This is a genomic window from Kitasatospora sp. NPDC004799, assembly GCF_040609095.1.
Classification (GTDB): Bacteria; Actinomycetota; Actinomycetes; order Streptomycetales; family Streptomycetaceae; genus Kitasatospora.
Genome location: NZ_JBEXJK010000254.1, coordinates 1 through 11,902, shown reverse-complemented (window position 1 = coordinate 11,902; position 11,902 = coordinate 1). Strand labels below are relative to the sequence as shown.

The 11,902-nt window shown below is 73.8% G+C and carries 11 protein-coding genes; all 11 read left to right on the top strand.

From position 1 onward, the window contains the following. Nucleotides 1-1,660, top strand: a 1,660-nt coding sequence (locus ABZW03_RS27175) for a vitamin B12-dependent ribonucleotide reductase (protein WP_355263491.1), incomplete at its 5' end; no start/stop codon positions are given. A 1,032-nt stretch (nt 1,661-2,692) separates the two neighbouring features. Continuing rightward, nucleotides 2,693-3,451 (top strand): NAD(P)H-binding protein, encoded by a 759-nt coding sequence (locus ABZW03_RS27170; protein WP_355263493.1) that lies wholly within the window; start codon nt 2,693-2,695, stop codon nt 3,449-3,451. A 58-nt stretch (nt 3,452-3,509) separates the two neighbouring features. Then, nucleotides 3,510-3,746: an RNA polymerase subunit sigma-70 gene (locus tag ABZW03_RS27165; RefSeq protein WP_355263488.1), complete on the top strand. Its 237-nt coding sequence runs from the start codon at nt 3,510-3,512 to the stop codon at nt 3,744-3,746. Between the two features lie 3 nt (nt 3,747-3,749). Further along, nucleotides 3,750-4,331 carry a Clp protease N-terminal domain-containing protein gene (locus ABZW03_RS27160; protein WP_355263485.1) on the top strand — a complete coding sequence of 194 codons (582 nt, stop codon included), beginning with the start codon at nt 3,750-3,752 and terminating at the stop codon, nt 4,329-4,331. Nucleotides 4,332-4,593: 262 nt separating this feature from the next. Beyond that, the gene (locus tag ABZW03_RS27155) at nt 4,594-6,372 is read left to right on the top strand and encodes an ATP-binding protein (protein ID WP_355263482.1); all 1,779 of its coding nucleotides are present in this window, start codon (nt 4,594-4,596) and stop codon (nt 6,370-6,372) included. Next, complete coding sequence (locus ABZW03_RS27150; RefSeq protein WP_355263480.1) at nt 6,372-6,824, top strand: roadblock/LC7 domain-containing protein; 453 nt, start codon at nt 6,372-6,374, stop codon at nt 6,822-6,824. The genes ABZW03_RS27155 and ABZW03_RS27150 overlap by 1 nt, the downstream gene beginning before the upstream one ends. Beyond that, the gene (locus ABZW03_RS27145; RefSeq protein WP_355263477.1) at nt 6,821-7,189 is read left to right on the top strand and encodes a DUF742 domain-containing protein; all 369 of its coding nucleotides are present in this window, start codon (nt 6,821-6,823) and stop codon (nt 7,187-7,189) included. Before ABZW03_RS27150 ends, ABZW03_RS27145 begins: the two co-directional genes overlap by 4 nt. Further along, nucleotides 7,170-7,949: an ATP/GTP-binding protein gene (locus ABZW03_RS27140; protein ID WP_355263474.1), complete on the top strand. Its 780-nt coding sequence runs from the start codon at nt 7,170-7,172 to the stop codon at nt 7,947-7,949. Before ABZW03_RS27145 ends, ABZW03_RS27140 begins: the two co-directional genes overlap by 20 nt. Beyond that, the gene (locus ABZW03_RS27135; protein WP_355263471.1) at nt 7,946-9,190 is read left to right on the top strand and encodes a cytochrome P450; all 1,245 of its coding nucleotides are present in this window, start codon (nt 7,946-7,948) and stop codon (nt 9,188-9,190) included. The genes ABZW03_RS27140 and ABZW03_RS27135 overlap by 4 nt, the downstream gene beginning before the upstream one ends. Nucleotides 9,191-9,258: 68 nt before the next feature. Continuing rightward, nucleotides 9,259-10,473, top strand: coding sequence for a cytochrome P450 (locus tag ABZW03_RS27130; RefSeq protein WP_355263468.1), 1,215 nt, complete (start codon nt 9,259-9,261; stop codon nt 10,471-10,473). A gap of 349 nt (nt 10,474-10,822) precedes the next feature. Beyond that, nucleotides 10,823-11,902 (top strand): ABC transporter substrate-binding protein (locus ABZW03_RS27125; RefSeq protein WP_355263465.1); only part of this gene is annotated, 1,080 nt, incomplete at its 3' end.

Here is an 11,902-nt window from a genome sequence, read left to right as displayed (position 1 = left end):
GGTCATCACCGCGATGGACATCTCCATCTGCTTCGCGGACTTCCCCACCGAGAAGATCGGCGAGACCACCCGCGCCTACCGCCAGCTGGGCATCGGCTACGCCAACCTCGGCGCCCTGCTGATGGCCACCGGCCACGCCTACGACAGCGAGGGCGGCCGCGCCCTGGCCGGCGCCATCACCTCGCTGATGACCGGCACCGCCTACCGCCGCGGCGCCGAACTCGCCGGTGTGGTCGGCCCGTACGACGGCTACGCCCGCAACGCGGCCCCGCACCAGCAGGTCATGAAGCAGCACGCCGACGCCTCGCTGGACGCCGTCTCGGTGGACGACCTGGACGCCCCGGTCTGGCTGGCCGCCAACAAGACCTGGCAGGACGTGCTGCGGATCGGCGCGCAGAACGGTTTCCGCAACGCCCAGGCCTCGGTGCTCGCCCCGACCGGCACCATCGGCCTGATGATGGACTGCGACACCACCGGCGTCGAGCCCGACCTGGCCCTGGTCAAGTTCAAGAAGCTGGTCGGCGGCGGCTCGATGCAGATCGTCAACGGCACCGTCCCGCGCGCCCTCAAGCGCCTCGGCTACCAGGACGAGCAGATCGAGGCGGTCGTCGCCCACATCGCCGAGCACGGCAACGTGGTGGACGCCCCGGGCCTGAAGACCGAGCACTACGAGGTGTTCGACTGCGCGATGGGCGAGCGCACCATCTCGCCGATGGGGCACGTGCGGATGATGGCCGCGATCCAGCCGTGGATCTCGGGCGCCATCTCCAAGACCGTGAACATGCCGGCCTCGGCGACCGTCGAGGACGTCGAGGAGATCTACTTCGAGGCGTGGAAGATGGGCGTCAAGGCGCTCGCCATCTACCGCGAGAACTCGAAGGTCGGCCAGCCGCTCTCGGCCAAGAAGAAGGACGCCGAGGAGAAGGCCGAGCAGGCCGAGGCCCCGGCCGCCGCGGTCGAGAAGGTGGTCGAGTACCGCCCGGTCCGCAAGCGCCTGCCCAAGGGCCGTCCGGGCATCACCACCTCCTTCACGGTCGGTGGCGCCGAGGGCTACATGACCGCCAACTCCTACCCGGACGACGGTCTGGGCGAGGTCTTCCTGAAGATGTCCAAGCAGGGCTCGACCCTCGCGGGCATGATGGACGCCTTCTCCATCGCCGTCTCGGTCGGCCTCCAGTACGGCGTGCCGCTGGAGACCTACGTCTCGAAGTTCACCAACATGCGCTTCGAGCCGGCCGGTCTGACCGACGACCCGGACGTGCGGATGGCGCAGTCGATCGTCGACTACATCTTCCGCCGCCTGGCGCTCGACTTCCTGCCGTTCGAGACCCGCTCGGCGCTCGGCATCCACTCCGTCGAGGAGCGCCAGCGCCACCTGGAGACGGGTTCGTACGAGCCGCTGGAGACCGAGGAGCTCGACACCGAGTCGCTCGCCCAGTCCGCCCCGGTCGCCCCCAAGCCGGCCGTCACCCCGGCCCCGGCCGTCGAGGCGCCCAAGGCGGCGGCCCCGAAGCAGGCCCACAACTCCACGGAGCTGATGGAGATCCAGCTCGGCCTCAACGCCGACGCCCCGCTCTGCTTCTCCTGCGGCACCAAGATGCGCCGCGCCGGCAGCTGCTACCTCTGCGAGGGCTGCGGCTCCACCAGCGGCTGCAGCTGATCACGCTCGACCCCGGTGTTCACCTCCTGAGGTGAACCCCTGAAGCGGGGCGAGGACTTCACGGTCCTCGCCCCGCTTTTTTGTCGGTGGGGGTTGCTTGGCTGCGCACATGGTGACAGGAGCAGGGAAGCGAGCACCGCGCCGACCGCCGGCGGCGGAGATCACCCCGGAGACCCCGATCTGGTGCCCGGCGTGCCAGGAGTTCCAACCGGCCTCCGAGTTCCCGAGGAACGCGAGCAAGCCGAGTGGCCTGCAGGGTGAGTGCAAGGGGGCGGTCAGGGCGAGGGCGGCGAGGCCGGAGGTTCGGGAGGCCACGAACCGGGCTCGGCGGAACAAGTGGAAGCGGCCGGAGGCCCGGGCGGTCGCGCTGGAACAGCAGCGTGCTCGGCGGGAGCGGCTCGGTGCGGGGCACGATCTGCGCAGATCACGGGCCAGGCTTCAGGCCGTGGTGACCGAGTGGAAGTCCAGCGGATGCGTCGACTGCGGCTTCGTTGACGTGCGAGCCCTTGATCCCGACCACCTGGACCCGGCGCAGAAGACAGGGACGATATCCCGCCTCGTGCAGTTGTGCGTCAGCAAGGACCGGCTGCTGGCGGAGCTCGCCAAGTGCGAGGTCCGCTGTGCCCGCTGTCATCGCTTGCGCACGATGGGGCAGCGCGGGCGTTCGACGAAACGGCTGCCGCCGTCCTGGGCCAGCAGAGTGGAGTCCCAGGAGCGGAACGACCGGTTGAAACTGGCACGGGGCTGCGCGGACTGCGGTTGGCGGGGATGGGCGCGCGGGCTCGATTGGGACCACGTGCGCGGCGTCAAGGCGGCAAGTGTGTCGCAGCTGATCGCTGACCGGAGGCCGTGGCCGGAGGTCGCGGCGGAGATCGTCAAATGCGAGGCCGTGTGCGCGAACTGCCACCGCATCCGGACCGCGGTGAGGCGGGCTCGGAGGACTCAGGACGAGCCCTCGGTTGCCGATGTCACGGACGGGGGCGGTGTCCGGTCGGTAGGGGGGACGGCTTTTCCGAGAGGAGTGGTGCGGTGATGGGGACGGTGCTGGTGACCGGGGCGACGGGGACGTTGGGGCGGGAGGTGGTGCGGCTGCTGGTGGCGCGCGGGGTGGCGGTGCGGGGGCTGAGCCGGCGGGCGCGGGGCGGCGGTGACGGGGTCGAGTGGGTGGTCGGGGACCTGGTGAGCGGGGCCGGGATCGCGGAGGCGGTGGCCGGGGTCGAGGTGGTGGTGGACTGCGCGACCACCCAGCGGAAGGCCGACCTGGCCGGAGTCCGGACGCTGGTGGCGCGGGCCCGGGAGGCCGGGGTGCGGCACCTGGTGTACGTGTCGATCGTCGGGATCGACCGGGTGCCGCTCGGGTACTACCGGACGAAGCTGGCCTGCGAGCGGGTGGTGCGGGAGTCGGGGCTGGGCTGGACGGTGCTGCGGGCGACGCAGTTCCACGACCTGCTGCTGCGGATCTTCGACGCCTCCGCCCGGCTGCCGGTCCTCCCGGTGCTGAGCGGGGTGGGGTTCCAGCCGGTGGACGTGCGGGAGGTGGCCGCGGCGGTCGCGGAGCTGGCGGGGGAGGAGCCGGCCGGCTTCGCGCCGGAGGTGGGCGGCCCGCGGGTGCGCTCGTACCGGGAGCTGGCCGAGGCCTACCTGCGGGCGGCGGGCAGGCGCCGCCCGCTGCTGCCGCTGCGCCTCCCGGGCGCGGTCGGCCGCGGCCTGCGGTCGGGCGGCAACCTGACGCCGGACCGGGCGGTGGGCCGGGGGACCTTCGAGGAGGCGCTGGAGCGGCATTTCGGCTGAGCGCCGCAGCTGTCAACCAGGGTTGACATTCCTGCGAGTGTCAACCAAAGTTGACAGCATGAGCGAGAGCGGAGAGCTCGCGGCCGCCGCGAGCAGTCGTGATCCCGCCGTGGGGCTCCGGGCGGTCCGCGCCCTGCGCGATCTGGCGGACCGGCTGGAGGGGCTCCAGGTGGGCAACGCCCGGTCGCAGGGCTGGTCCTGGCAGGACATCGCGGTCTGCCTCGGGGTGACCAGGCAGGCGGTGCACAAGAAGTACGCGAGGCGGGGCACCCCAGGCGATCGGGACGGAGGCTGAGCGATGTTCGAGCGTTTCACCGGAGCGGCGCGGCAGGTGGTGGTCACGGCGCAGCAGGAGGCGAGGGAGCTGCGGCACGGCCACGTCGGGACGGAGCACCTGTTGCTGGCGATCCTGGCGTGCGCGGAGGACCCGGCGGCCGGCGTCCTGGCCGGGATGGGCCTGGACCACGAGACGGCGCGCCGCGCGGTGGTCCGACTGCTCGGGCCGGGCGACGACGCCGAGGCCCTGGCCTCGATCGGCGTGGACCTGGACGCCGTCCGGGCCGCGGTGGAGTCGGCCTTCGGGGAGGGCGCGTTGGACGCGCCGGCGGACGAGGGGCCCCGGCGGCGGGGCTGGTTCCGGTCCGGGGAGCCGAAGCCGGTGCGCAGTCCCTTCAGCCCCCGGGCGAAGAAGGCGCTGGAGCTGTCGCTGCGCGAGTCGCTCCGGCTGAAGTCGGGGGAGATCGCGGTGGGTCACCTGCTGCTCGGGGTGCTGCGCGAGGGCGAGGGGCTCGGCGCGCGGGTGATCGCCGACCACGGGTTGGACCTGGACACCCTGCGGCGCGCGGTCGAAGGGCGGCTGGGGCGGGCGTCCGGGGTGTGAACCGTGGCACTCGGGCGCGCGTCGGCGGCGTCGCCGGACGGTGTGGGCCGGGTGAAGCAGGAGATTGGTCGTCAACTGTCCGCTTGAGGCCTATGTCTGAATCGATATGATCGGCCGAAAGCGTGAACCGATCAGACGCCCGGCGACGTTTCGCGACGTCGCCGGGCGGTCTGGTATGCGCCCGACCAGCTGTCGGCGGCCGCAACCGTCGCCGACCCGCCGCCCGCGCCGCCGCCCGCCGACGTTGCCGAGGACCGCACCGATGAGAGAAGCCACCAGCCCCGACGGCCGATCGCGCCGCCGGCCCGCGCCGCGCACCGTCGCCCTGACCGCGGCGGCCGTGCTGCTGGCGCTGGTCGCCGCGCCGGTCGGCGTCGTCCGGGCGTTCGGCGCGCACCAGCCGCTCACCGCGCTCGCGGTGGCCGCCGTCACGGTGCTCTGGCTGATCGCCGTCGGCCTCGCCGCGGCCGGCGTCGAACGCACCCGCGCACTGACCGAGGAGCTGGCCGCGCAGCACGAGGAGACCCGGGCCGCGCTGGTCGCCGCGGGGACGGCCCGGCAGGCCGAGACGGCCGCCGCCGACCGCGCCGCCGCCGCGCTGGCCGAGCGGGACGCCGCCCGCACCGAGCGGGCCCGCGCCGAGACGGACGTCACCGCCGCGCACGCCGAGCTGGCCCGGCTGCGGGCCGAACTCGACGCCGAGCGGGCCGGGGCGGAGGCCGAGCGGGCCCGGGCCGAGGCCGAACGCGCCGAGCTGGCCCGGATCGCCGAGGGCGTGCTGCCCGAGGTGGTGACGAAGCTGCGGGCCGGCGCGGCCGTGGACAGCGCGCTGGCCGTCCACCGCAAGCACCCCCAGTACGCGCTGCTGCGCGCCGTCGGCGAGGAGATCGGCCGCGGCGAGCGGCTGCGGGCCGCCGCGCTCGCCGTCTGCGCGACCGCCGCCGGCCGGGTCCAGGCGCTGGCCACGAGCATGCACGCCGAGCTGCGCGAGATGCAGCACCGGCACGACGAGGAGGTCCTCGGCGACCTGCTGAGCCTGGACCACTCGACCGCCCAGGCCGGCCGGATGGCCGACAGCATCGCGGTGCTCACCGGCGCCCGCTCGGGCCGCCGCTGGGCCAAGCCGATCGCGGTGGAGTCGGTGCTGCGCGGCGCGCTCGGCCGGATCGGCGCCTACCAGCGGGTGCGGCTGCACAACGCCAGCTCCGCCGCCGTCGCCGGGTACGCGGCCGAGGGCGTGATGCACGCGCTGGCCGAACTGCTGGACAACGCCACCAACTTCTCCGCCCCGCCGGCCGAGGTGCACGTCTACGTCGAGGAGGTGCCCGCCGGGCTGGCGGTCACCGTCGAGGACAGCGGTCTGGGCCTGAGCGAGAGCTGGCTGCGCCGGGCCGAGCGGGCCGTCTCCGCCGAGCCGCTGGACCTCGCCACCCTCTCCGCCGGCACCCGGCTGGGGCTCGCGGTGGTCGGCACGCTGGCGCGCAAGCACGGGCTGCAGATCTCCTTCCGGCCGTCGGCGCGCGGCGGCACCGGGGTGGTGATGCTGATCCCGCAGCAGCTGGTCACCCACCCGGCACCGACCGCCACCCCGGCGCCCGTCCAGGCGTCCGTCCCGGCGCAGGCGCAGCCGACGGAGTCCACGCGCCCCGCGCTCACCTCGGCGCGCCCCGCGCCCGCCCCGCTGCCTCCGGCGCCCTCCGCGCCGCGCACGCCCGTCGGAACGCGCACCGCCACCGGGACGCAGGCCCCCGCCGGGAGGCAGACCGCCACCGCGCCCGCACTGCCGGCCGCGCCCGCCCGGATGACCGACAGCGGCCTGCCGCAGCGCCGACGCGGGCAGACGCTGGCCACCGCCACCCCCGTGGCGGACCGCACCGCGAAGCCCGCCCGCGGCGACGCGGCGAGCGCGGCCGCCCGGTTCGGCGCGTTCCGCCGGGCCGCCGCCCTTCCCGCCGCGGCCGAGCGGCCCCCCGCCGGGGCACCGACCACGGACCCCGACACCCTGCCCGACGCTTCCCCCGTCACCGAGAAGGACACCTGATGAGCAGCGCCACCGACCGCGACCTCGACTGGCTGTTGGAGAACCTGCTGGCGGCGACCCCCGGCACCCGGCACGCCCTGGTTCTCTCCGCCGACGGCCTCAAGCTCTGCCACACCGCCGGACTGAGCAACGACCAGGCCGACCAGCTGGCCGCCATCGCCTCCGGCCTCCAGAGCCTGGCGCACGGTGCCTCGATCGAGTTCGGCGACGGCAGCGGCGGCGTGCGGCAGTCGATGACCGAGTTCCACGGCGGCATCCTGTGCATCGTGGCGGCCGGCGAGGGCGCGCACCTGGCGGTCGTCACGGACGACGAGGCGGACGTCGGTGTGGTCGGCCACAACATGCACGGCCTGATCGAGCAGATCGGGGTCCGCCTCAGCGCACCCGCCCGGAGTGCGGAAACCGACGGGGGCGCCGACGGGGACGCCGCGCGAGAGAGCGCCGGCATATGAACGCGGGGCCGGTGCTGCCGGGCCGGGACGACGACCCGGACCGCCTCTACACGATCACCCGGGGCCGCAGCCGGGCGCCGGAGAACGCCTTCGACCTGGTCACCCTGATCGTCGCCGAGCGGCCGCCGGTGCCCGGGATGCAGTCGGAGCACGCCCGGATCCTGCGGATGTGCGAGGCCCCGACCGCCGTCGTGGAGGTGGCGGCGGAGCTGGCGCTGCCCGTCTCGGTGGTGAAGATCCTGCTCGCGGACCTGCTGGAGTCCGGGGCGGTCACCGCCCGCCACCCCCGGTTCGCGCCGAACAAGGCCCGGCTGCCCGACCTCGACACGCTGAAGCAGGTGCTGCATGGCCTCCAACGGCTCTGACGTCCGGCCCGCCGGCCCGCGCACCCCGCTGCGGGCGACCGCCGACAACGCGCTGAAGATCGTCGTGGTCGGCGGCTTCGGCGTGGGCAAGACCACCCTGGTCGGCTCGGTCAGCGAGATCCGCCCGCTGAACACCGAAGAGGTGATGACCAAGGCGGGCGAGGGCATCGACCCGGCCGGCGCCTGGGGCAAGCGCTCCACCACGGTCGCCTTCGACTTCGGCCGGATCACCCTGTCCGAGCGCCAGGTGCTGTACCTGTTCGGCGCGCCCGGGCAGGAGCGCTTCTGGTTCCTCTGGGACCGGCTGTTCAGCGGTGCCCTGGGCGCGGTCGTCCTGGTGGACACCCGGCGGCTGGAGGACTCCTGGTACGCGATCGACCGGCTGGAGCACCACGGCACGCCGTTCATCGTGGCCCGCAACAACTTCGGCGAGCCGGGCCACACCCTGGAGCAGGTCCGCGAGGCGCTGGACCTGCCGGCCGAGGTGCCGCTGGTGGACTGCGACGCGCGCGACCGGGAGTCCGGCAAGCGGGTGCTGATCGCGCTGGTCCACCACCTGGCCGCGCTGGCCGGGGCCGACGAGGCGGCGCTGAGCGTCGGGGCCGTCCCGGGCGTCGGGGCCGTCCCGGGCGCGGACGCCGCTCCGGGCACAGAGGCCGCTCCGGGCGTCGGGGCCGTCCCGGCCTCGCAGGTACCCCCGGCCGAGGAGCCCGCCCCGGAGGAAGCCCGTACCGCGATCTACGAGGAGAGCACCCCGTGACCGAGCCCGCCGCCACCCCGCCCCCGGGCTGCCCGGCGCACGCCGGCGCCACGCCGCTGTACGGGCCGCGCTTCCAGACCGACCCGTCCCAGCTCTACCGCGAGCTGCGCGCCGCGCACGGCCCGGTCGCCCCGGTCGAGCTGGCCGGCGGCGTGCCCGCGTGGCTGGTCATCGGCTACCGCGAGCTCCAGCAGGTGACCGGGCAGCCGCAGCTGTTCGGCCGTGACTCCAGCCGCTGGCACGCCTGGGCGACGCTGCCCGCCGACTGGCCGCTGAAGCCGATGATGGCGCCCGTCCCCTCGGTCCTCTACGCCGAGGGCGAGGAGCACGTCCGGCGCTCGCGCGCGGTCACCGACGCGCTGGCCGGGATCGACCCGTACGAGCTGCGCAAGCACGCCGAGGAGATCGCCGACCGGCTGATCGACGAGTTCGCCGGGCGCGGCGAGGCCGACCTGGTCGCCGAGTACGCGCACCGGATGCCGCTGCTGGTGCTGTGCCGGGTGCTCGGCCTGGACGAGGAGCAGGCGCCGCAGCTGATCACGGCGCTGCTGGCCATGCTGGACGGCGGTCCGGACGCGCCGGCCGGCGCCCAGCGGCTGCTGGAGCTGATGAGCGCGCTGGTCGAGGAGAAGGCCGAGTACCCGGGCGCCGACGTCGCCTCGCGGATGCTGGCGCACCCGGCCGGGCTGACCCACGACGAGGTGATGCGGGACCTGCGGGTGCTGCTGATCGCCGGCCACCAGCCGACCTCGTACTGGATCTCCAACGCGCTGCGGCTGATGCTCACCGACGAGCGGTTCGCCGCCTCGCTGGCCGGCGGCCGGCGCAGCATCAGCCAGGCGCTGAACGAGGCGCTCTGGGAGGACACCCCGACCCAGATCTTCGCCGGCCGGTGGGCGGTGCGCGACACCCAGCTGGGCGGCCAGCGGATCGGCGAGGGGGACATGGTCCTGCTCGGCTTCGCCGGGGCCAACGCCGACCCGGCGGTCCGGCAGGCGGACGGCCGCCCGGCGGAGGGGAACCGGGCGCACATGAGCTACTCGTACGGCGAGCACGGCTGCCCGTTCCCGGCGCAGGAGGCGGCCGAGGTGATCGCCACCACCGCGATCGAGGTGCTGCTCGACCGGCTGCCGGACCTGCGGCTGGCGGTGGCCGAGCACGCGCTGGTGTGGCGGCCGTCGGCCTGGGTGCGCGGGCTGGTGGCGCTGCCGGTCTCGTTCACCCCGGGCCACCCGGGCTGAGCCGCTGCCGGTTCCGTCCGCCTTCCCGTCCGATCCACCCACACCCGCCGTTCGAAAGAGAGTTGTCGATGACCGCTGCTCCGGCCCGAATCGTCCTCGACCCGCTGGCCCGCGACAACGCGGCCGAGGGCGCGCTGCTGCGGGCCGCCGGACCGGTGGTGCCGGTCGAGCTGCCCGGCGGGGTCGCCGCCTGGGCGGTGACGCAGCACGCCGCCGCGCGCGACCTGTTGACGGACGCCCGGCTGGTCAAGGACGCCGCCCACTGGGCCGCCTACCAGCGCGGCGAGGTGTCGAAGACCTGGCCGCTGATCGGTCTGGCGGTGCCCGGCCCGAGCATGGTGACCACCGACGGCGCCGAGCACCGCCGGCTGCGGGCGCTGGTCGCGCAGGCCTTCACCCCGCGCCGGGTGGAGCTGATGCGCCCGCGCGTCGAGGAGATCACCCACGCCCTGCTGGACGGCCTGGCGGCGGGCGAGCCGGTGGTCGACCTCAAGACGGCCTTCGCCTTCCCGCTGCCGATGACGATGATCTGCTCGCTGCTGGGCGTGCCGGAGTCGGACCACGGCCTGCTGCGCGACCTGTACGAGCGGTTCTTCGGCATCAAGCCGAACCCGGAGGGCATCCAGGCGACCGTCGCCGGACTGAACGCCTTCGTCAACGGCCTGGTGGCGAAGCGCCGTTCGGCTCCGGGCGAGGACCTGGCGAGCGTGCTGCTGGCGGCCGACACCGAGGGCGGGGCGCTGACCGACGCCGAGGCGGCGGCCACCCTGCGGGTGATCATCGCGGCCGGCCACGAGACCACGGTGAACCTGATCGGCAACGCGGTGCGGGCCCTGCTGGCCCACCCGGACCAGCTGGAGCTGGTGCGCTCGGGCCAGGTGTCCTGGGACGCGGTGGTGGAGGAGTCGCTCCGCTGGACGCCGCCGACCAGCAACTTCCTGTTCCGCTTCGCGGCGGCGGACATCCCGGTCGGCGACGTGGTGATCCCGGCCGGCGAGCCGGTGCTGGTCTCGTACAACGCGATCGGCCGCGACCCGCTCCAGCACGGGGTGACGGCCGAAGTCTTCGACATCACCCGGGACCCGTCCCGCCACCTGTCCTTCGGGCACGGCCCGCACGTCTGCCCGGGCTCCCCGCTGGCCCGGCTGGAGGCGGGGGTCGCGCTGCCCGCGCTGTTCGCGCGCTTCCCGGGCCTGTCGCTCGCGGTGCCGGACGGCGAGCTGCGGCCGAGTCCCTCGCTGGTGGTGAACAGCCTGCTGGAGCTTCCGGTCCGGCTGTTCTGACGGAATGTCATGTCGCAAGGCCCCGACCGGGTTTCGGGTCGGGGCCTTCGACTTCTGGTGATGGTGATCCGGGAAGTGCCTGGTCGCGGGTCACGGTCGGGACACCACCTGGTGAAGGTCGAACGTGGACCTTGGCGGGGGGCGGCGGCTGCGTTAACGTCTTCGATCAGTCCGGCCGCCGTTCGCCCGTGGTCCCGTCCGCGATGTCTGCTCGTGAGTTCCGCTCGTGATGTCCGTCCGCGATTCCCGTCCGTGATTCCCGTCCGCGATCCACCGCGGGCCCATCTCCGGTACAGCGCAATGTCGTTCAGCCACCGTCGGCAAGCACGCCCTGGCGAGGAGGACCGCATTGACCCCCAACCCGACCGCGCCGCATCCGAGGTACCGCCGCCGTCTGGCCGCCGTTCCGGCCCTGGTGGCGGCGCTGGCGCTGACCGCGGCCTGCTCCAACAGCTCCGGCGGTTCGGGTGGCGGCGGAGGCGGATCGGCCGCGTCGCTGTCCGGCGACTGCGCCAAGTACCAGCCGTACGCCGGACACTCCGGCACCACCGTGACGATGTTCGCCTCGATCCTGAGCCCGGAGTCGGACAACCTGGAGAAGTCCTGGGCCGAGTTCGCCAAGTGCACCGGGATCAGGATCAGTTACGAGGGATCGAACGACTTCGAGTCCCAGCTGCCGGTCCGGATCTCCGGCGGCAACGCCCCGGACTTCGCGATCATCCCGCAGCCGGGCCTGCTGGCGCAGATGGTGAAGAGCGGCAAGGTGGTGAAGCCGCCCGCCCAGACCGTCGCCAACCAGGAGCGGTGGAGCCCGATCTGGAAGACCTACGGCTCGGTCAACGGCACTTTCTACGCGGCCCCGATGAGCGCCAACATGAAGTCCCTGGTCTGGTACTCCCCGAAGGCCTTCAAGGCGGCCGGCTACGAGGTGCCCAAGACCTGGGCCGACCTGATGGCGCTCAGCGACCGGATCGCCAAGGCGGGCGGCGCCAGGCCGTGGTGCGGCGGCATCGCCTCCGGCACGGCCACCGGCTGGCCGGCCACCGACTGGCTGGAGGAGGTGGTGCTGGGCTCGTACGGCGGCGAGGTGTACGACCAGTGGGTCGGCCACCAGGTGAAGTTCTCCGACCCGAAGATCACCAGCGCGATGAAGACGGTCGCCGACTGGATGCAGAACCCGGCCTGGGTCAACGCGGGCTTCGGCGACGTGAAGTCGATCGCCACCACCACCTTCCAGGACGCGGGCACGCCGATCCTGAGCGGCAAGTGCCAGCTGCTGCAGCAGGCCTCGTTCTACGAGGCGCAGTGGCCCAAGGGCACCAAGGTCGGCCCGGACGGGGACGTCTTCGCCTTCCACCTGCCCGCGGTGAACCCGTCGGTCGCCAATCCGGTCGAGGGCGGCGGCGAGTTCCTGGCCGCGTTCTCCAGC

Bases quoted from the DNA above. Each gene is read 5' to 3' on its own strand.
- ABZW03_RS27160 (WP_355263485.1), top strand. From the start codon at position 3,750: ATGTTCGAGCGTTTCACCGGAGCGGCGCGGCAGGTGGTGGTCACGGCG.
- ABZW03_RS27155 (WP_355263482.1), top strand. From the start codon at position 4,594: ATGAGAGAAGCCACCAGCCCCGACGGCCGATCGCGCCGCCGGCCCGCG.
- ABZW03_RS27145 (WP_355263477.1), top strand. From the start codon at position 6,821: ATGAACGCGGGGCCGGTGCTGCCGGGCCGGGACGACGACCCGGACCGC.
- ABZW03_RS27140 (WP_355263474.1), top strand. From the start codon at position 7,170: ATGGCCTCCAACGGCTCTGACGTCCGGCCCGCCGGCCCGCGCACCCCG.
- ABZW03_RS27150 (WP_355263480.1), top strand. From the start codon at position 6,372: ATGAGCAGCGCCACCGACCGCGACCTCGACTGGCTGTTGGAGAACCTG.
- ABZW03_RS27165 (WP_355263488.1), top strand. From the start codon at position 3,510: ATGAGCGAGAGCGGAGAGCTCGCGGCCGCCGCGAGCAGTCGTGATCCC.
- ABZW03_RS27170 (WP_355263493.1), top strand. From the start codon at position 2,693: ATGGGGACGGTGCTGGTGACCGGGGCGACGGGGACGTTGGGGCGGGAG.
- ABZW03_RS27130 (WP_355263468.1), top strand. From the start codon at position 9,259: ATGACCGCTGCTCCGGCCCGAATCGTCCTCGACCCGCTGGCCCGCGAC.